16 protein-coding genes and 1 pseudogene are annotated in these 19,375 nt (G+C 71.5%); 8 read left to right on the forward strand and 9 right to left on the reverse strand.

Annotated features, from left to right (window positions below; translation table 11 throughout):
• Positions 1 to 85: 85 nt before the first annotated feature.
• Positions 86 to 1,885, reverse strand: a complete 1,800-nt coding sequence (locus tag ACWD5D_RS32800) for a hypothetical protein (protein ID WP_451376426.1) — start codon at positions 1,883 to 1,885, stop codon at positions 86 to 88.
• A gap of 201 nt (positions 1,886 to 2,086) precedes the next feature.
• Entirely contained in the window at positions 2,087 to 3,472 is a 1,386-nt protein-coding gene (locus tag ACWD5D_RS32805) for a transcriptional regulator (RefSeq protein ID WP_451376427.1), read from the reverse strand.
• A gap of 274 nt (positions 3,473 to 3,746) precedes the next feature.
• On the opposite strand from ACWD5D_RS32805, the gene ACWD5D_RS32810 reads away from it, so the two are divergent.
• From ACWD5D_RS32810 to ACWD5D_RS32820, 3 genes are all read left to right on the forward strand, one after another.
• Complete coding sequence (locus ACWD5D_RS32810; RefSeq protein WP_451376428.1) at positions 3,747 to 4,400, forward strand: bifunctional DNA primase/polymerase; 654 nt, start codon at positions 3,747 to 3,749, stop codon at positions 4,398 to 4,400.
• Between the two features lie 263 nt (positions 4,401 to 4,663).
• Positions 4,664 to 5,440, forward strand: coding sequence for an ABC transporter ATP-binding protein (locus ACWD5D_RS32815; RefSeq protein ID WP_451376429.1), 777 nt, complete (start codon positions 4,664 to 4,666; stop codon positions 5,438 to 5,440).
• Positions 5,437 to 7,077 (forward strand): transporter, encoded by a 1,641-nt coding sequence (locus tag ACWD5D_RS32820; protein WP_451376430.1) that lies wholly within the window; start codon positions 5,437 to 5,439, stop codon positions 7,075 to 7,077. The genes ACWD5D_RS32815 and ACWD5D_RS32820 overlap by 4 nt, the downstream gene beginning before the upstream one ends.
• 143 nt (positions 7,078 to 7,220) lie before the next feature.
• Here ACWD5D_RS32820 and ACWD5D_RS32825 read toward each other — a convergent pair whose 3' ends face one another.
• The gene (locus ACWD5D_RS32825) at positions 7,221 to 8,081 is read right to left on the reverse strand and encodes an alpha/beta fold hydrolase (protein ID WP_451376431.1); all 861 of its coding nucleotides are present in this window, start codon (positions 8,079 to 8,081) and stop codon (positions 7,221 to 7,223) included.
• Positions 8,082 to 8,470: 389 nt separating this feature from the next.
• Positions 8,471 to 9,163 (reverse strand): metal-dependent transcriptional regulator, encoded by a 693-nt coding sequence (locus tag ACWD5D_RS32830; RefSeq protein WP_393882692.1) that lies wholly within the window; start codon positions 9,161 to 9,163, stop codon positions 8,471 to 8,473.
• Between the two features lie 327 nt (positions 9,164 to 9,490).
• On the opposite strand from ACWD5D_RS32830, the gene ACWD5D_RS32835 reads away from it, so the two are divergent.
• Entirely contained in the window at positions 9,491 to 10,246 is a 756-nt protein-coding gene (locus tag ACWD5D_RS32835; RefSeq protein WP_451376432.1) for an SIS domain-containing protein, read from the forward strand.
• A 34-nt stretch (positions 10,247 to 10,280) separates the two neighbouring features.
• Here ACWD5D_RS32835 and ACWD5D_RS32840 read toward each other — a convergent pair whose 3' ends face one another.
• Together ACWD5D_RS32840 and ACWD5D_RS32845 are read right to left on the reverse strand one after the other, a co-directional pair.
• Positions 10,281 to 11,723, reverse strand: a complete 1,443-nt coding sequence (locus ACWD5D_RS32840; protein WP_451376433.1) for a PAS domain-containing protein — start codon at positions 11,721 to 11,723, stop codon at positions 10,281 to 10,283.
• A gap of 112 nt (positions 11,724 to 11,835) precedes the next feature.
• Positions 11,836 to 12,309, reverse strand: a complete 474-nt coding sequence (locus tag ACWD5D_RS32845) for a GNAT family N-acetyltransferase (RefSeq protein WP_451376434.1) — start codon at positions 12,307 to 12,309, stop codon at positions 11,836 to 11,838.
• A 187-nt stretch (positions 12,310 to 12,496) separates the two neighbouring features.
• On the opposite strand from ACWD5D_RS32845, the gene ACWD5D_RS32850 reads away from it, so the two are divergent.
• Positions 12,497 to 12,829, forward strand: a complete 333-nt coding sequence (locus tag ACWD5D_RS32850; protein ID WP_451376435.1) for a hypothetical protein — start codon at positions 12,497 to 12,499, stop codon at positions 12,827 to 12,829.
• A gap of 258 nt (positions 12,830 to 13,087) precedes the next feature.
• Complete coding sequence (locus tag ACWD5D_RS32855; RefSeq protein ID WP_451376436.1) at positions 13,088 to 13,873, forward strand: class I SAM-dependent methyltransferase; 786 nt, start codon at positions 13,088 to 13,090, stop codon at positions 13,871 to 13,873.
• Here the strand turns inward: ACWD5D_RS32855 and ACWD5D_RS32860 are convergent.
• Positions 13,838 to 14,020: pseudogene (locus ACWD5D_RS32860) on the reverse strand (transposase); the annotation flags it as partial. The gene ACWD5D_RS32855 and the pseudogene ACWD5D_RS32860 overlap by 36 nt on opposite strands.
• 273 nt (positions 14,021 to 14,293) lie before the next feature.
• Here ACWD5D_RS32860 and iscB point away from each other — a divergent pair.
• The gene (iscB, locus tag ACWD5D_RS32865; RefSeq protein WP_451376437.1) at positions 14,294 to 16,018 is read left to right on the forward strand and encodes an RNA-guided endonuclease IscB; all 1,725 of its coding nucleotides are present in this window, start codon (positions 14,294 to 14,296) and stop codon (positions 16,016 to 16,018) included.
• Between the two features lie 207 nt (positions 16,019 to 16,225).
• Here the strand turns inward: iscB and pdxH are convergent, their stop codons facing one another.
• Positions 16,226 to 16,864: a pyridoxamine 5'-phosphate oxidase gene (gene pdxH, locus ACWD5D_RS32870; protein ID WP_451376490.1), complete on the reverse strand. Its 639-nt coding sequence runs from the start codon at positions 16,862 to 16,864 to the stop codon at positions 16,226 to 16,228.
• Positions 16,865 to 17,079: 215 nt separating this feature from the next.
• Here pdxH and ACWD5D_RS32875 point away from each other — a divergent pair, with 215 nt between their 5' ends.
• Complete coding sequence (locus tag ACWD5D_RS32875; RefSeq protein WP_451376438.1) at positions 17,080 to 18,180, forward strand: citrate synthase 2; 1,101 nt, start codon at positions 17,080 to 17,082, stop codon at positions 18,178 to 18,180.
• Positions 18,181 to 18,304: 124 nt separating this feature from the next.
• On the opposite strand, the gene ACWD5D_RS32880 is transcribed toward ACWD5D_RS32875, so the two are convergent.
• Complete coding sequence (locus ACWD5D_RS32880; RefSeq protein WP_451376439.1) at positions 18,305 to 19,336, reverse strand: isopenicillin N synthase family dioxygenase; 1,032 nt, start codon at positions 19,334 to 19,336, stop codon at positions 18,305 to 18,307.
• Positions 19,337 to 19,375 lie beyond the last annotated feature (39 nt).

Below are 19,375 nucleotides of genomic sequence, written 5' to 3' on the forward strand. Positions count from 1 at the left end.
CGCGGTCCCGGCGACCGCGTCCGGAACGCCGACGGTCCCGGCGGCCGTGTCGCGGGCGCCGGGACCGGTAGGGCTTCGAGGGGCGTCAGAGCTGGGTGGGCTGGCGCTGGGTCAGGCCGTACTGCTTGGCGATGGCGTTCCAGAGGCCGGCAGCCTTGTTCTTCTCCGAGCTGGCGGTGACGCTCGCCCGGTCGCCGGCCTGGGTCTGTCCGGTGCCCCGGGCGTGGCCCTTGTGGCAGCTCCGCTTGCCGCCGCCCGCCACCTGGTCGGCCCAGGCCGCGTAGTGGTTGTCGGCGGATGCGGAGGCCTGCCAGGCCTTGGTGAGGGCCTCGGTCAGCTGGGCGTTGTTCGGCAGCTTGTCCACGGACACCTTGCCGAGCCGGGTGACCAGGTCGGTGCGCTGCTTGGCCGCGGCGCGCAGGTCGGAGGCGGCCTGGCCGAGGTTGTCGCACTGGCGGACGTTCCCGACCGCCCGGATCACCGAGGCACGGCTGCCGCCGCTGTCGGCGAGCAGCTTGTCCAGCTCGGCCGCCTGCGCCTTGGCGGGGTCGGCGGCGGGCGCGGAGGTCTCCTGGGTGGGCGAGGAGGACGCGGCGACGGTCTTGCTGTCGTCGCCCTTGTCCCCGCCGCCACCGCTGAGCAGCGCGCCGGCGCCGATACCGATGACGGCGATGCCGACACCGATGGCGGCGATCAGCGGCACCCGCGAGCCGGTCCGTCCTCCCCGCCGTCCGCGCTCGTAGCCCATGGTGTCCGTCGGCATGCCCTGCGACATCGGCTGCGAGGGGCCGGGGTACGCGTCCGGCTGGACGCGCGGCATCTGCTGCGTGGCACCGGCCGGGCCGTCGTCGGCGGCGGGCCCGCTGCGGAAGAGGTTGTCGAACTCGGCGGGCGGCTGCCGGTCCCCGCCCGGCGCCCCGCCGGGGATCGGCGGGATGTACTGGGTGGCCTGCGCGTCCGGGTGGCCGGCCGCCGCGGGCGGCTGCTGCACGCGCCCCAGGAACCGGGTCTCCTCCCCGGCCGCCTCGGGCGGCAGCGCGCCGGGCCCGACCGGCGGTATGTACTGCGTGGCGCCCTCGTCGGCGCCGCCCGCCGGGGCCGACGGCAGGTACGCCTCGGGCGCGGCGCCCGGGGCGGCCTGCGGGTACGCGGGCGGCTGCCCGCCCGCGGGGCCCGGGGCGGCCTGCGGGTACGCGGGCGACTGCCCGCCCGCGGGGCCCGCGGGCACCGGCGGGATGTACTGGGTGGCGCCGTCGGTCTCCGGGGGCAGCGGGGCGCTCGGCGACGCGTACGCGTCCGGCAGGGCGGGCGGCAGGGACGCGGCCGACGCGCCCGGACCCCCGGGAAGCTCGTGTCCGGCGTACTGCTGCTGCCCGTACGACTCTCCACCGCCGTACGCGGACTGCCCGGCTCCCCCGCCGTACGGGGGCTGCCCGCCGGCCTGGCCGTAGGCCTGGGGCTGGGGCTGGGGCTGGCCCTGTGGGTCCTGGCCGCCGAGGCCGTGGCCCGTCTGCTGACCGTAGGCGGAGGCCTGGCCGTCCTGGCCGTACACGGGTGCGCCGTAGGACCGGGCGTCGTACGACGGGCCCTGGGTGCCCTCGGGGGGCAGCGGGCCGGGGCCGGCCGCGGCCGGGGCCTGCTCCGGGGCGTGCCACTGCTGGGCGGGGGCCGGGGACCAGCCCTGGCCCGGCTGGTGGGTCGGCTGGTGGGCCGGCTCCTCGCCGGGGCCCCACGAACCGCCCCACGCCTGGCCGCCGGCCGGCGTGGCGGGCGTGGGCGCGGATGTCATGCCCGGCAGCAGGGGCTCACCTCCGTCGGAGGGCAGCACGATGCCTTCGTGCGCGGGCCGCGCCGAGGGCTCCTCGCCCTGTCCACTCTGCGTCACCGGGACTCCTACGATTGAGGGACCTTCGGAATCGTCGGCTCACGCTACCGGGTCCCCCGAGCAAGGTGCCACGCAGCTCAGGGCGCGATCTTCTGCCCTGTGACAGTGGTAACAAAACCAACCCGCCGCACGCTGTTATGGGGTCCGGCCGATGGTCCGGGCACCGTTTGCCGTGCGTTCACGCAATCGCGCGGCCGGCGTTCAGGCGGCCTGCAGGACGTCGAGACGGGCCTCGAACTCTCTGACCACGGCCTCGTCGCGGAACGGCTCCAGCCGCTGCTGGAGGTCCTCCAGATAGTCCGCACCCCGGTTGGAGCGCAGTGTCTCCAGCAGCTCGACCGCCTTCAGGCCGGTGCTGCACGCCTGCTCGATCTCGCGCTGCTGCACCTGGGCCGTGGCGAGCAACACATATCCGATGGCGCGGCGCCGGGCCCGTGACTCGGGGTGGCCGGCCAGCGACTGCTCGGCACATCGGGCCGCCGCCTCGGCCTGGCCCAGGTCGCGGTGGCAGTGCGCGAGCTCGTCGGCGAGGTAGGCCTCGTCGAAGTGCGCGATCCACACCGGGTCGTCCCCGGAGGCCGCGTCGGCCCGCTCCATCGCGGAGACCGCCCGTCCCACGGCCGTCTGTGCCGCGCGGGCGTCGCCGAGCAGCGCGTGCCCGCGGGCCTCGGCCGCGTGGAACATCGCCTCCGCGCGCGGGGTCACCCGCCCCCGCGCCCCCTCCTGCGCGGCCCGCGCCAGCTGGGCGATCTCGCGCGGGTTGCCGAGCTGCGCGGCGAGGTGGCTCATGGAGGCGGCCAGGACGTAACCGCCGTAGCCGCGGTCGCCGGCCGCCTGCGCGAGGCGCAGCGACTGGATGTAGTAGCGCTGGGCCAGACCCGGCTGCCCGGTGTCGACCGCCATGTACCCGGCCAGTTCGGTCAGCCGGGCCACGGTCGCGAACAGTTCACGCCCGACCGCCTCCCGGTACGACCCCGCGAGCAGCCCGGAGACCACGCTGTTGAGGTAGTGCACGACGACGGGGCGCACATGCCCGCTGCCGAACTGGTGGTCGAGGTCCACCAGCGCCTGCGTCATGGACCGTACGGCCGCCACGTCAAACTGGCCCACGCGCGGGCCCGCCTGCCGGGCCACCTGGGCGTCCGGTGCCGAGATCAGCCAGTCACGGCTGGGCTCGACCAGCGCGGAGGCGGCGACGGAGGACCCGGACAGGAAGTCCCGCCGCCCCACGTCGCTGCGCCACAGCTCGCTGACCTGCTCGATGGCCCCCAGTACCGTCGGCGAGAACTGGAGACCGACCCCCGAGGCGAGGTTCTTGCCGTTGGCCATGCCGATCTCGTCGATCGTGACCGTACGGCCGAGCTTGCGCCCGAGCGCCTCCGCGATGGTCGCCGGGGCCCGGCCGCGGGGCTGCTGGCCGCGCAGCCAGCGGGCCACGGACGTCTTGTCGTAGCGCAGGTCGAGACCGTGCTCGGCACCGCACATGTTGACCCGCCGGGCCAGCCCGGCGTTCGAGCACCCCGCTTCCTGGATGAGTGCCTGCAGCCGTTCGTTCGGCTGCCTCGCCACGAGAGGCCTTGCGGCCATGTGCTACCCCCTGCGAACCCCTGGAGCGTGAAGAGCCGGCCGGAAGGTTCCGGTCGGCAGATCACTGCCCAGTTGACATACCGTCAATGCGTGACATGTGCGGTTTGCCGGGGTAAAGGCAGTTGCCACCCCCGTTCTGGTTACCCTTCCCGGGCCCCGGTTCCTCCCGCGCGCCCCCGGCCGTGCACCCATGCGCCCCGGCTGCCGAATCGATGCTCCTCCCCCGCCCCTGCCGCGGCCGTAACCCAAGGTGGGCGCGGGAGTTGAGTGGAACGTGGAAGAGACGATCGCGGGAACCGAAGCCGCCCAGATTCCGAGGCAGCGCGGGGAATCGCTGCTGGAGACCGCCGTGCGCTACGCCGAGGAGCGGCACTGGGACGTGTTCCCGGGTACCTGGCAGGAAGCGGTCGACGGGGTGCAGCGGTGCTCGTGCGGCGATGCCTCCTGCCCCGCTCCGGGTGCGCATCCCGCACGGCCCGACTGGGCGACGCAGGCGACCGGCAGCGCGACCGTCGCCCGCCGGATGTGGCAGAAGCAGCCGGCGGCGGCGATCCTGCTGCCCACGGGGCGGACGTTCGACGCGCTGTCCGTCTCGGAGAGCGCCGGGTTCCTTGCGCTGGCCCGGATGGAGCGGATGGAGCTGACGCTGGGGCCGGTGACGCTGACGCCTGACCGGCGGATGCACTTCTTCGTGTTGCCGGGCGCGTCCTTGAAGGTTCCCGGCCTGGTGCGGAAGTTGGGATGGTCACTGGCTTCGCTGGATCTCGAGCCGTTGGGCGAGGGGAGTTTCGTGGCCGCGCCGCCGACGCGTCTCGGGTCGCGGGGCGCCGTCCAGTGGGCCTGCCGGCCGACCGCCGCGAATCGGTGGCTGCCGGACGCGGAGGAGTTGATCTCGCCGCTCGCCTATGCGTGTTTCCGGGACCGGTAGGGGCGCCGACTCGTCCGCCGGGGCCGGTGCGTCGGCGGGTGCGGGCTCGTCGTGGCTGATCGCTCCCCCACTCTCGACTTCTCCCCCACTCTCGGCTTCTCCCCCACTCTCGACTCCTCCCCCACTCTCGGCTTCGCTCGAGCGGGAGGGACCCCCAGCGCGGGGGGACCCCCAGCGCGGAGGGACCCCCATCGCGGCTGAGCCGCACATCGATACAGTCCCGCGCCCCTTCGGGGGCGCTTCAGGCACCGTAGGGTTCATTCATGACCGATGCTGCAGTGCGTGTACGCGGGCTCTGGAAGCGGTTCGGGCAGCAGGTGGCCGTGGGCGGGATCGATCTCGATCTGCCCGCCGGGAAGTTCATCGGGCTCGTCGGGCCCAACGGGGCCGGGAAGACCACCACGCTGTCCATGGTGACCGGGTTGCTGCGGCCTGACCACGGGTCCGTCGAGGTCGTCGGGCACGACGTGTGGCGGGACCCGGTGGCCGTGAAGGCGCGGATCGGGGTGCTGCCCGAGGGGCTGCGGCTGTTCGAGCGGTTGTCGGGGCGGGAGTTGCTCGGGTACGCGGGGCGGCTGCGGGGGCTGCCCGGTGCGGAGGTCGACAAGCGGGCCACCCAACTGCTGGACGTGCTCGATCTCGCGGGGGCCCAGCACAAGCTCGTGGTCGACTACTCGACCGGTATGCGCAAGAAGATCGGGCTGGCGGCGGCCGTCCTCCACAATCCCGAAGTCCTCTTCCTGGACGAGCCGTTCGAGGGTGTCGACCCGGTGTCCGCGCAGACCATCCGCGGGGTGCTGGAGCGCTACACCGCCTCCGGCGCCACCGTGGTGTTCTCCTCCCACGTCATGGAGCTGGTCGAGTCGCTGTGCGACTGGGTGGCCGTCATGGCCGCCGGGCGCATCCGCGCCACGGGAGCCCTGGCCGAGGTGCGCGCGACGCATCAAACGCTCCAGGGGGCGTTCCTGGAACTGGTGGGCGCGAGCGGCCGGGACGCCGCGTCCGACCTGGACTGGCTCGGCGGCGGGGCACCCCGATGACCAGCCCCACCGCGACCGCGGGCACGGCCGGTACGACCCGGCCCGTCGCCGCGACGACCCTGACCGCCACCGTCGTACGCCTGAAGCTGTCGCTGCTGAGGAACGGGCTGCGGCAGTCGGCCGGCCGGCGGGCCGCGTTCGCCGTCTCGGCCGTCCTCGCACTGCTCGTCGCACTGCTGCAACTGCTGGGCCTGGTGGGGCTGCGCGGGCACACGAACGCCGAGGCCGTCGCCGTTACGGGTACGGCTCTGCTGGCGCTGGGCTGGGCGGTGCTGCCGCTGTTCTTCCCGGGCGGCGACGAGACGCTCGACCCGACCCGCCTGGTACTGCTCCCGCTGCGGCCCCGGCCCCTCGTCCGGGCTCTGCTCGCCGCCTCCCTGGTCGGGATCGGTCCGCTGTTCACGCTGCTGGTGCTGACGGGGTGCGTGCTGGCGGTGGCGCACGGCGCGGCCGGGTACGGGTTCGCCGTCGTCGCCGTCCTCCTCGCGCTGCTGGTCTGCGTGGCGCTCGCGCGGGCCGTCGCCGCTGCGAACGTACGGCTCCTGACCAGCAGGAAGGGCCGCGATCTGGCCGTGCTGAGCGGCCTGGTGATCGGGGTCGGGACCCAGCTGGTCAACTTCGGCGCACGCCGGCTGGGGTCGGCCGGGCTCGGTCAGCTGCGGCCCGTGGCGGACGTGCTGTCCTGGGTGCCGCCCGCCTCGGCGGTGGGCGCGGTGCACGCGGCGAGCGACGGGTCGTACGGCATCGCCCTCGCTCGACTCGCCGTGTCGGCGGCCGGGCTGGCGGCGCTGATCGCCGTCTGGGCGCGGAGCCTGACCCGGCTGATGACCTCACCCGACGGATCCACCCTCCAGGCCGCCGACGTGGCCACCCGTGACCGCTCCTCGGCCCGGCTGGGGCGGCTGCTGCCGGGCGGGCGCACGGGTCCGGTCATGGAACGCGCCCTGCGCTACATCTGGCGCGACCCGAAGACCAAGGCCGCGTGGGTGACCTCGCTGGCCATCGGGCTGATCGTGCCGGTGTTCAACGCGATGCAGGGCACCGGCTCGATCTACTTCGCGTGCTTCGCCGCCGGCATGCTCGGCATCCAGATGTACAACCAGTTCGGCCAGGACACCTCCGCCTTCTGGATGGTGGCCCAGACGATTTCCACCGCCCGGGACGCCTACGCCGAGCTGCGCGGACGAGCGCTGGCCCTGCTGCTGATCACCCTGCCGTACGCCGCCCTGGTGACCGTCCTGACGACCGCGCTCCTCGGCGACTGGCCCCGCCTGCCGGAGGCGCTCGGCCTCTCCCTCGCCCTGCTCGGCGCCATGCTGGCCACCGGCGCCTGGGCCTCGGCCCGCTTCCCGTACTCCATCCCCCAGGAGGGCCACAAGAACGTCGCACCCGGCCAGGCCGGCCTCGCCTGGATCTCCGTCTTCGGCGGCATGGTCGCCGCCGCCCTGCTCTGCTCCCCCGTCATCATCCTGCTGATCTGCCTGAACCTGAGCGCGAGCGGGGCCGTGTGGACCTGGCTGCTCCTGCCGGTGGGCGCGGTCTACGGCACCACGATCACCTGGCTGGGCCTCCGCCTGGCAGCACCTCGCCTGGCATCCCGCCTCCCGGAAATACTGACGGCGGTGAGCAGGGGCTGACGGCACCGGTCCGACGCAGGGCGCTACGGCGTGCCCAAGGGGCGCGGGGCTGTATCGATATGCGGCTCCGCCGCGTGCGCGCGAACGGCCGAAGCGCACCCGCACTCGCCGACGCACCGCCACCACGCACCCCAGAAGGCGCCTCAATCCCCGAGCACGGACTCAAGAAACGGCTCGACCGCCATCCGCCAAGCCACCGGCTGGTCAAGGTGGACGAGGTGCCCCGCCTCCGCGACCTCCGCATACTCCCCGCCAGGCAACACCCGCACCATCTCCTGCGCCTCCGCCCGCCCCAGCTCCCCGTCCACCCCGCGCACGACCAACACAGGGCACCGGACCTGCGCCAGTTCCTCCCAGTGCGCGTCGTACACCCAGCTCTCCCTCGTCCGAAGCATCTGCTCCGGGTCGAAGGCGGGACGCCAGCCGTCCGCGGACTCGTGCATGACCTCGGCGTAGAACTCCCCCCGGGAGGGGTTCGGCCGCTCCACCCACGGATCGTCCTCGCCGAACCACTTACGGACGTCGGCGAGCGTGGTGAAGGGGACGGGCCAGGTGCGGAACCACTCGGCCCACTCGCGCTGCGAGGCCGCGCCCAGCGCGGACGCCCGCATGTCGCTGATGACCAGGCCGCGGACGAGATCGGGACGCCTCGCGGCGAGCTGCCAGGCGGTCAGCGCGCCCATGGCGTGGCCGATGAGCACGGCGGGCGCCAGACCGAGCTGCTGGACGGCGGCCTCGGCGTCCTCGACGTAGGCCTCGCGGGTGTACGCGGCCTGTGGATCCTTCTCGCTCTGGCCGTGGCCGCGCTGGTCGAGCGCGACGGCACGGTACCTCTCGGCGAGCCAACGGGCGGTGGACGCCCAGTGCGAGGCGCGACCCATCAGTCCGTGGAGTAACAGCACGCCCGGAGAGCCGGGCTCCGGATCCGTCTTGGGCGGGTCCGCGAACTCCCACGCGGCCAGGCGCACCCTGCCCGCTCCCGTCACGTCGATACGTCGTGCCATCGGCCTGGTACCCCCCAGCTCCGCCTGCCTCGCACCGGTGTACTGCGGTTTTCTGCGGTTCTCCGTGGTCTTCTGTGGTTCTCCGTGCTTCTCTGCGGGCTCGCGCTCTCGGCGTCGGCGCCGTTCGTCGGCGTGCGCGCCGCTCTCGCCGTCCTCCCGCCCCGGCAGAATATCGAATACCTATTCGAAAAATCTGTCTCTGCGGACAACACCCCTCATTCGAGTGACACCTCTCGGGGAATGATCGGCGCCGTCGAGGGGATCTACTTGGCGGGAGGCGGACCGCTCGGGGAAAAACGGTCCGCAGGGGACGACCCTGGGAGCTCGGGGCTCCGGGTCGGACAGGGGAGGACAGGCCCCGGCGCCGTCAGGCGCCGGGGCCCTCCCGTTCAGCGCTTGGCGACGAACACGTGGGAGGCGACGTCGGCCTCCAGCTCGGCCGCCTCGCCGCCGCTGCCCACCAGCACCCCGCCGGGCGACTCCGTCACGCTCACCACGGAACCGGGCTGCACACCCGCGCGCCGCAGCGTGTACATCAACTGCGCGTCCGTCTGGATCGGCTCGCCGATACGGCGGACGACGACCGTCTTGCCGTCCGCGCCCGCCTCCAGGTCCGCCAGCGAGACCATGCCCTCGTCCAGGAACGGGTCCGCCCCGTCCTTCTCGCCCAGCTCCTCCAGACCCGGGATCGGGTTGCCGTACGGAGACTCGGTCGGGTGCCGGAGCAGCTCCAGGACCCTGCGCTCGACGGCCTCGCTCATCACGTGCTCCCAGCGGCACGCCTCCGCGTGGACCTGCTCCCACTCCAGGCCGATCACGTCGACCAGCAGGCACTCCGCGAGGCGGTGCTTGCGCATCACCCGCGTGGCCAGCCGGCGGCCCTCGTCGGTCAGCTCCAGGTGCCGGTCGCTGGCGACGGACACCAGACCGTCGCGCTCCATGCGCGCCACCGTCTGGCTCACCGTGGGCCCGCTCTGGTCCAGCCGCTCCGCGATCCGGGCGCGCATGGGGACGACGCCTTCCTCTTCGAGTTCGAGGATGGTGCGGAGATACATCTCCGTGGTGTCGATCAGTCCGGACATACGTGCCCCTCGATTACCTCTGCCGGCAGCTCCGGCGCGTGCGCTGGCCCTGTCGTCAATTCTGCCGGATCCCACTGACAAGCGGAGGCCTCCGGCGGAACGGACCGTGCGGGGAGCCGCCGTAAGAGGACGGGTTCATCGCCGGATCCGGGTCTGTGGGGGGCTGGTCGCGCCCACGCGGCGGAGCCGCACATCGACACGACCCCGCGCCCCTGGGAACCGCGGCTGTCGTCAACACGTGTGGACACGCCCCCTCGGCCGTATTGACACCGCAGTGGTCCAGACCGCACGGTGATCCGCGACACCGACGCCGCGAAGGGGCACCGCATGAGCGACGGCACGCCTGCCGACCTGTTCTTCGACGCCGCCGTCAACCTGCTGCAGCGGGTCCGCGAGGAGGAGGCCGAGGCGATCACCGCGGCCGGCACCCTGCTCGCCGACACCGTCGCGGACGGGGGCCGGCTGTTCGCCTTCGGCGCCGGGCACTCCTCACTGGCCGCCCAGGACGTCGTGTACCGCGCGGGCGGACTTGCGCTGATGAACCTGCTCGCCGTCCCCGGAGTGGTCGGCGTCGACGTCACCCCGGCGACCCTCGGCTCCGCCCTGGAACGCGTGGACGGACTCGCGAGCGCCGTCCTGGACACCTCACCCCTCCGCGCCGGCGACGCCCTGGTGATCATCTCCCTGTCCGGCCGCAACGCCCTGCCCGTGGAGATGGCCCTCAGCGCACGCGCGCGCGGGGTGAGGGTCATCGGTGTGACCTCGGTGGCGTACGCCTCGCAGACGACGTCACGGCACACCTCGGGCACCTTCCTGAAGGACCACTGCGACATCGTCCTGGACTCGAAGATCGCGGTCGGCGACGCCGAGCTCACCCTCGACACCATCCCGGCACCCTTCGCCCCCGCCTCCACGGTGGTCACCTCAGCCCTGATGCAGGCCGTCCTGGCGACGACGGCCGCCACGCTCGCCGACCGCGGCATCGAGCCCCCGCTGCTGCGCTCAGGCAACGTCGACGGCGGCCTCGACTGGAACGCGCGGATCTTCGAGGAATACGGCGACCGGATCTTCTACCGACGCTGAACCACGGGCCCCCGACCCTCACGACCCGCGCCCCTTACGTCCCCGGCCGCTCCCGCACCGCCGCCGCGAGGTCCAGGGCAGCGGCGATCCGTGCGGCCACATCCTCGGCATAGGCCGCGTCGAACCGCGCGAAGCGGCTGCGGCCGGACCCGCGCAGGAAGGTGACCACACCGAGCGTCCGGCCCCGGCTGCGCAGCACCGCACACAGAGCGTGCACGGCGTCCTCGGGCCACTGCCGGGCCAGCGCCCACTCCCGCGCCTGCTCAGGCGGCACCGAGCCCGCGTCGGCGCGCACCGTGCCCGTGCGCTCCACGCACTGCAGCGCCGGGTGGCCGGGCTCGTAGCGCAGGGGCAGTCCGGCCGCACCGGTGAGGACGCTCGGGCCGGGCGTACCCGCGGGTGTGGCGGCGAGCCGTACCAGCCGTACCGGAGTCGTGTCGTCGTCCTCCACGCGCGGAGCACCGGCGACACGGTCGAGCAGCGCGTGGTCGGCGAACCCGGCGAGAGCGAAGTCGAGATGGACGGTGGCCGCCTCCCCCGGGTCTTCGCACTCGGCGGCGGCACGGGTGGCACGGTGCAGCTGGTTCGTGCGGAAGCGCAGCAAGGAGGCCTCCTGCTCGCCGTGCTTGGCCTCGGTGACGTCCTGGAAGAGCCAGCCCACGCCGAGCGGCACCGGCTCCTCGGTCAGCGGCGAGGCCAGCCGCAGGAACCCGCTGCGCCAGCAGCGCCGCTGCTCACCCTCCGGCGTGCGCAGGGCCACCCACATCTCGGCCGGCGCGGGCGGCGCGCCCTCGGCCAGCACATGGGTGAGCGCGCTCTCCAGCTCCTCCACGCCCTGCGCGAGCAGCTCGCCGAGCGGCCGCCCCAGCGCGGACGTACGCCCGATGCCCAGGGCGCGCGCCGCGTGCGCGTTGACGACGGCGGGCCGCAGATCGGCGTCCACGAGGACGACACCCCAGGACGCGTCCTCGAACAACGCCTCGCTCAGCGCGATCGAACGCTCCAGGTCGATCTGCGCGTGCACCTCGCTGAAGGCGCAGTACAGGCCCGCCGGCTTTCCGTCCGGGCCGCGGACGGCGGCGGACTGGGTACGGACGAGAACCCGTCCGCCGTCCTTGGTGAGCAGGGCGAACTCGTGCACCTGACGGCCGGGCGCGTGCATGGCCGCCAGCAGCCGGGACTGCACCTCCTCGGCGTCGGCGCTGCGCACCGCCCACCCGGCGAACCCGTGCCGCCCGACCGCCTCGGCCGCGCTCCAGCCCAGGATGCGCTCCGCCTCGCGGTTCCAGTGCGTGACCACACCGTCGGCGTCGAAGGCGCACAGGGCCGCGTCCATGCCGTCCAGGAGCGCGGCGAGCAGGTCGGACCCGCCGGACTCGTCCGGACCGGCGGAACCGTCAGGATCCCGCGGCCCGTCCGGCTCGGGCTCGTCCGGCCCCAGCTCGTCGGTGGTCCCACTCCGCCGCGAAGCACTCACCTGGACCCCCTGCAGGCTGCGTCGGCGCACCTAAGGCGCTCGTTCCGCTCACTGGCCTTCATTCAACTGGAACGTGACACAGCCCACATCCTGTTCCCGCAGATTGAAGGAATCAATGCCGGACAGCCTCCCCCGGTGCCGGCCTCTCCTCCAGCCTCAGGTCGACCCATTCGTCGCTCTCCCCGTCCAGCACGTACCGGTCGGTCTCCACGAACCCACGCCGCACAGCGAACCGCAGCCCGTCCTCGTTCGCGGCCAGCACGCACGTCTCGACCGCCTTCGCCCCCAGCCCGCGCGCGTGGGCGAGCCCGTTCCCGTACAGCGCCGCACCGAAGCCCCGTCCCCGGTACGCGGGCAGCACGCGCGCGATGACCGTCGCGACCTCACCCTCCCCGACCGGCGGCCGCACGGTGGAGCATCCGACCAGCTCGTCGCCGAGATACGCGTTCTCCAGCCGGTACCGCGCCAACCGCTCCCGGGCGTCCTCCACGGACATGGCCGCCGGCGGAACGATCACATTGTGGACGTACCGCCACTGCTCGAGCATGGCATCGCCGTCCACCAGCTCGATCCGAAGATCAGTCATGCGCGGCAAGGTAGGGCGGCCGTGGACCGAGCGTCCACCGGATTCGCCGGCATTTTTCATCGAAGGTTGAGTGGTGGTCGCGCCTTGGAGCGGCTTGGCCGCTCTGCGAAAACCACTCGGGGGGGTCCCTGTCCGACAAATGATCTCTGCGAAGCTTCGGTGTCCGAGTCAGGCCGAAGGAGAGGTCATGGGGATCGAGCTGGAACTGCACTCTGGGCGACCCACGCGGAAGGGGGCATCCCGGGACACCTTGCTGCGGGGCTCTTACGCGCACGGTGAAGCGTTGGCGGGGGTGCTGAGCACCCTCGACTGGCGTGGCTCGGGCAAGCTCGGCTGGGTGGATCCGTACGGTGACACGTTGTTCAACGAACAGGAAGCTCGGGTCGCCTGTCAGGAAGTCGCCGCCCTGACACAGGGGTGTACTGACGACCAGCAGAGGGCGGCTCTGCTTGACCTTGCCGAGCTCCTTGAAGCATGTGCGGCGGCGCCGGGCAGCTACTTGTGGTTCATGGGTGACTAAGTGCCGCATCAGACAACGTTCGCCCTGTAGTACTGATGGGAAATTCGTCGAAATAGTCTCCCCGGCGCGGCCGAGGCTGGTCCTTTCCTGGCCTCGGAGGGGTGCTTGGGCAGACGCGGGTCGAGATCTGGAGTGGGTTCCTTCCCTGCCTGCTCGGGGTGCCGCAGCAGCCCACCCCAGCCATCGCAACATGCCCGTCTGACCTGGCCTTTCATCCCCTTCACTCCTATCCTCGGCCTCGACCGAAAGGGGGGCCGGATGAACCGGACCGTACGCACCGTCGAGGACGTTCTCGCGCTCCTGGACGGGTTCTTCGCATCGGAATCCGAGGCCAGCCGCTTGGCGACAGGCGACGGCAAGGACTTCTGGGACCGCTTCTATGCCGACCGGTCAAGGCCGGTCCCGTTCTTCGCGGCGAAGCCGGACGAAAACCTGGCCGCCTACCTCGACCAGGGCCTGATCGCTCCCGGTCGGGCTCTGGACCTGGGGTGCGGACCGGGCCGCAACGCCCTGTACCTCGCCGCGCGCGGCTTCGAGGTGGACGCCGTCGACCTCTCTCCCGTTGCCGTCGCTTGGGGCAAGGACCGGGCCCATGACGCAGGAGTGGACGTCCGCTTCCTGTGCGGTGACGCTTTCGCCCTCCCCGACACCGAGTTGAGCGGCCCCTACGACCTGGTCGTCGACTCAGGGTGCTTCCACCACCTGGCGCCGCACCGCCGCGTCAGCTATCTGGCCCTCCTTGACCGCGTCCTCGCCCCCGGCGGCCATCTCGCGCTCACCAGCTTCGCCGCAGGTGAGGCGGGAATGGGGTCGGAACTCGCCGACGCAGACATTTACCGCGGACGCGAGCTGCAGGGCGGCCTGGCTTACACGCCCGAATCGCTGCGCTGGATCTTCTCCGACCTGGTCGAGGTCGAATTGCGCCGCATGCGGGAGGAACCACCCGAGTCCGCACTGTTCGGCGTGACGTTCCTGTGGACCGCGTTGTTCCGTCGGGGCGCGGCTGCGTCAGGCGACGTTCGCCTTGTTCACGACCGCGCGTAGGCGCTCGTCCTGGGCGTGCTTGTTCCGCCAGATGATGTAGCGGCGGAACAAGCTGCTCTGCTCCTTGTGGCTGGCGTGGTCAGTACCGTCCACGGTGAAGTAGCGCAAGGCAGTGAAATGGGCTTCGATCCGGTTCAGCCACGATGCGACGGGACAGCCAACCCTACACTCGACCTTCGCTGCGAGAGATCGGCCTTCCTACCATTCATGCCGCTCGCTTGTTCGGCAAATCGGACCAATTAGCACATCCAAGCGTCTTATGGCTCATCACGACAGCGACTCCGTCCCGCTTCGCTAACGTCGTCCGCACACGAGAAGGGAGGTCGCTCGCTCCCGGGCCTCCAGGCCGTCGAGTGACCAGCCCCAGTCATCGCGGTCCGAGGGTTCCGCGGATCTCCGAGGATCAGGGAGGTGCACCCGATGACTACGTTTCCTGTAGGCGAGCAGACCCACCAGGCTGTGCTTCCTCAGCAGCCTGCTCTGGAACCCGTGGGAGCAGACAACCTTGGGAGCAGGGACGAAACGGCCCACGGACACCCCGCTACCGCGCGGGGCACCGGCAGGGAACATGGGCGAGGGGAGACCGACGGGCACGGCACCGGAACCCGTCGGCGTCACGCCAAGAGCGCTGCCCACACAGCGAAGAAGGCAGAGAACGGGAGCGGTGACGCTCCCACACGGAGCCCGTCGTACACGGGTGGGACCGGCGCGAGCAGGGTCTTCGTCCTCGCCAAGGACGGGCGCCCGCTCATGCCCTGCCATCCTGCACGAGCCCGCGAACTCCTCAGCAAGGGGCGAGCCGCTGTCGCACGTCAGGTGCCTTTCACTGTCCGCCTGAAAGACCGCACACTGACCGGCTCGGAAGTCGACGGCGTGCAGCTACGCGTCGACCCCGGCTCCAAAAGCACCGGTCTCGTCCTCACCGACGAGAAAAAGGAGACCACGGAATACGGCGCCACTGTGACCGTCCGACGCGGACTCGTCTCGGTCGAACTCCACCATCGAGGGACGCAGATCCAGAGCTTCATGCAACAGCGCGCGGGCTATCGACACAGGCGACGTTCCGCCAAGTGCCGCTACCGAGCACCACGCTCACACAACAGAGTCCGCCCTGAAGGATGGCTCCCGCCCTCCCTACGCCATCGCGTCGACACCACGTTCTCCATCGCCAGGCGCCTGTGCCGCTACGCACCCGTCACCGACATCCACCTGGAGCGCACTGCCTTCGACACTCACTCCCTGAGCGCGGGCAAACCACTCTACGGTGCGGAGTACACACAGGGCCCCTTGGCAGGAACCACAGCACGCTCCTATCTGCGCTCCAGGTGGGACAGCGCCTGCGCATACTGCGGCGTCACCGGAGTACCCCTGAACATCGAGCACCTGCGCCCCCGCAGCCGACAAGGATCCAGCCGCATCTCGAACCTCGTTCTCTCCTGCATCCCGTGCAACAAGGCCAAGGGCAGCCGATCAATCGAGTCCTTCCTCGCCCACCGGCCCGGCCTCCTGGCCCGGATCCTCGATCAGAGCAAAGCCCCGCTTCGGGACGCCGCTGCCATGAATGCGACGCAGCTACGGCTTATTGCGACCCTGGAAACGCTCGGCAAGCCCGTACTCGCCTGGCCAAGGCATCTCACCAAGGCGAACCGTGACGCGATGAGGCTCGACAAGACGCACACCTTGGACGCCCTGTCCGTCGGCCGTCTTGATCACAACAGCGGAGACGCGATCGCTCGCGTCCCCGATCGGGTGCTGGTCGTCAAGGCCACAGGTCGCGGCTCATACGCCCGCACGACGCCGGATCGGTATGGATTCCCCCGCCTGCGACGGGACCGCAGGAAACAGCACTTCGGATACGTCACCGGAGACCTCGTACGTGCAGTCATGCCCTCTGGAAAGTGGGCAGGGACTTGGACCGGCCGTATCTCCGTCCGAGCCAGAGGCCAGCACAGCCTCACCACCCCGGTCGGCCGGATCAACGTCTCTCACTGGAATCTTCGGCTGCTGCAGCGAGGCGACGGGTATGGCTACAGTCTCCGGCCGGAAGCCATTCCGTCAACATCTCCGAAAAAACAGTTGAGCTCGCCCCGGCAGCTTCCTAGGGTGGGTTTCACGTGGAAAGGAGGTGATCGGGTAAATGAGTGAAACCCGGACGTACGAGGTGGCTGCGGGCTAGCGGCTCGCCACTACACCATGTGCGGTGCCGGACCAGCGTGTGCGAGACACACGCAGCCGGCCCAATCCCAAGCAGTCACCCGACCCGCGAGCTCGCCGGTACGTCCGGCCGGCCCTGTCCGCCGTACGGCGCAGGACCCGAGCTCGCGGGTCGTCTGCGTCTGTGGGGCCTCAGGGTCAGGGGCTGAGGCGGTCGACCATCCAGGTGCCGTCCGGTCGGGCGGTGTAGCGGAGGCGGTCGTGGAGGCGGTTCTCGCGGCCCTGCCAGAACTCGATGGTCTGCGGGGCGATGCGGTAGCCGCCCCAGTGCGGGGGGACGGGGATGTCCTCGTCCTCGGGGTAGCGGGCGGCGAGGTCGGCGTATGCGGACTCCAGTTCGTCGCGGGAGTCGATCACCGAGGACTGGGCGCTGGCCCAGGCGCCCAGGCGGGAGCCGTGCGGGCGGGTGCGGAAGTAGGCGGCGGTCTCGTCGCGGCCGGTGCGGCGGGCGATGCCGGTGACGACGACCTGGCGGGCGATGGGGTGCCAGGGGAAGAGCAGGGAGACGTACGGGTTCTCCGCCAGCTCGCGGGCCTTGCGGGAGTCGTAGTTGGTGTAGAAGACGAAGCCCTCGGTGTCGTACTGCTTCATCAGGACCGTGCGGGAGCTGGGGCGGCCCTGTGCGTCCGCCGTCGAGACGACCATGGCGTTGGGTTCGTAGATCGTGCCGTGCAGGGCCGCGCGCGCGGCGTCCTCGAACCAGCGGGCGAACTGGTCCATGGGGTGCGTGGCGAGGTTCTGCTTTTCGAGACCCTGGGCCCGGTACTGCTTGCGCATGGCGGCGGGATCCGCGGCGGGGTCCAGGACGGGTTCGCTGTCGGTCGTCACGCGGTCATCCTGCCGTATCGAACGACCGTGGCACTCAGTGTCGCGTGGTCTCCCCAACTGTGGCACCCGGGGTTATCGTGCAGATCCCCCCGCGGTTTTGGGTGACCACCGGAGGAACGGGGCATCACCGGTGTGACCGCCGCCGAATCTTGAGGAGCCGCCTGATGTCCGATTTCGTACCCGGGCTCGAGGGAGTCGTCGCGTTCGAGACGGAGATCGCCGAACCGGACAAGGAGGGCGGCGCCCTGCGGTACCGGGGCGTCGACGTCGAGGATCTGGTCGGTCACGTCTCGTTCGGCAATGTGTGGGGGCTGCTCGTCGACGGCGCCTTCAATCCCGGTCTGCCGCCGGCCGAGCCGTTCCCGATCCCCGTCCACTCGGGGGACATCCGCGTCGACGTGCAGTCGGCGCTCGCGATGCTGGCCCCGGTGTGGGGGCTGCGGCCGCTGCTCGACATCGACGAGGCGCAGGCCCGCCAGGATCTCGCCCGCGCCGCCGTGATGGCGCTGTCGTACGTCGCCCAGTCGGCGCGGGGGCAGGGGCTGCCGATGGTGCCGCAGCAGGAGATCGACAAGGCGCAGTCGGTCGTCGAGCGGTTCATGATCCGCTGGCGGGGGGAGCCGGATCCGAAGCACGTCGCCGCGGTGGACGCGTACTGGACGTCGGCGGCCGAGCACGGGATGAACGCGTCCACGTTCACGGCGCGGGTGATCGCCTCGACGGGCGCGGATGTCGCCGCGGCGCTGTCCGGGGCGGTGGGTGCGATGTCGGGTCCGCTGCACGGTGGCGCGCCCTCCCGGGTGCTCGGGATGATCGAGGAGATCGAGCGGACCGAGGACGCGGAGGCGTACGTCAAGAAGGCGCTGGACCGCGGTGAGCGGCTGATGGGGTTCGGGCACCGGGTGTACCGGGCCGAGGACCCTCGCGCGCGCGTGCTGCGCCGTACCGCCAGGGAGCTGGGCGCTCCGCGCTTCGAGATCGCCGAGGCGTTGGAGAAGGCGGCGCTGGAGGAGTTGCACAACCGCCGGCCGGACCGGGTGCTGGCGACGAACGTGGAGTTCTGGGCCGCGATCATGCTGGACTTCGCGGAGGTTCCGGCGCACATGTTCACGTCGATGTTCACGTGCGCGAGGACCGCCGGTTGGTCGGCGCACATTCTGGAGCAGAAGCGGACGGGTCGCTTGGTGCGGCCTTCCGCTCGGTATGTGGGGCCGGGGCCGCGTGATCCGCGGGATGTGGAGGGGTACGCGGACATCGCCCACTGAGGGGGTGGCGTGGGGCGCGTGGCGGCTGCGGGTGCGTTGTGGTTGCTCGTGCCCGCGCGGCGGAAGCCGCATGTCGGCACAGCCCCGCGCCCCTGAAAAAAACGGTCCTTTCGGGGCCGTTTTCTCATGCGGGAGTCAGAAGGCTCGCGTGGTGCCGCTCCGCCACCAGGGGGTGGGCCCTCAGCTTGCCCTTCAGTTCGTTGTAGCCGTACTCGGCGAAGAGCGGGTTCGCCGGGTCGGTGGTGACGCCGGGGGCTGTGCCCGCGTGCGGGAAGGGGAGCGGGGAGACCTTGGCGTCCAGGCGGGGGTTGTAGAAGAAGGGGACGGAGAAGCGTTCCGTCGCTCCGGGCGGGCTGACCACGCGGTGGTTGGTGGCGACCAGGTAGCCGTTGGTGGCGACTTCCAGGAGTTCGCCGAGGTTGACGACGAAGGCTCCGTCCAGCGGGGGCACGTCGTGGAAGAGGCCGTCCTCGCGGTGGACCTGGAGGCCGCCGACGGTGTCCTGGAGGAGCAGGGTCAGGAAGCCGTAGTCCTTGTGGGCGCCGACGCCCTGGTCGGTGCCGTCGCCCGCGCTGCCGGGGTAGCGGACCAGCTTGAGGTGCGGGTGGGCGTGGGGGCCGAAGATTGGGTCGTAGAAGTCCGCGGGGGCGCCGATGGCGGTCAGGAGTTCGTGCAGGAGGCGCTGGGCGACGCCGCTGAGCCTGTCGATCCAGGCCAGGGCGGCGGTGCGCAGCTCGGGCAGGGCGGTGGGCCACTGGTTGGGGCCCTCCAGCCACCAGTACGGCGGCTCGTGCGGACCGGGGGTGTGAGCGGGGCGTTCGGCGCCTATGTCGAGCTGGTCGCGCCAGTCGCGGGCGCCGGCGGTGCGCTCGTCTCCGGTGCGCGTGTAGCCGCGGAAGTGCGGGGAGTTGATGTTGTCCAGGGCCAGCCGGTCGGTCTCGGGCAGCCGGAAGAAGGCGTGCATGGCCGTGATCAGGGCGTCGGTCTCGGCCTGGGTCACGCCGTGTCCGACGAGTTGGAAGAAGCCGACGTCGTGGGCGGCGCTGTGCAGTGCGGAGTGGAGCTGGGCCCGGGCCCGGGGTCCGCGGTCGGCGGCGGACAGGTCGATGATCGGGAGCTGGTCGTACGACGGGTTCGTCGCGGTGTGCGTCGTCATGGATGCGTCCACAGGGTGTGTGGGCCCGCGGGCAGGCCG

The sequence above is a fragment of the Streptomyces sp. NPDC002520 genome (genome assembly GCF_053595235.1).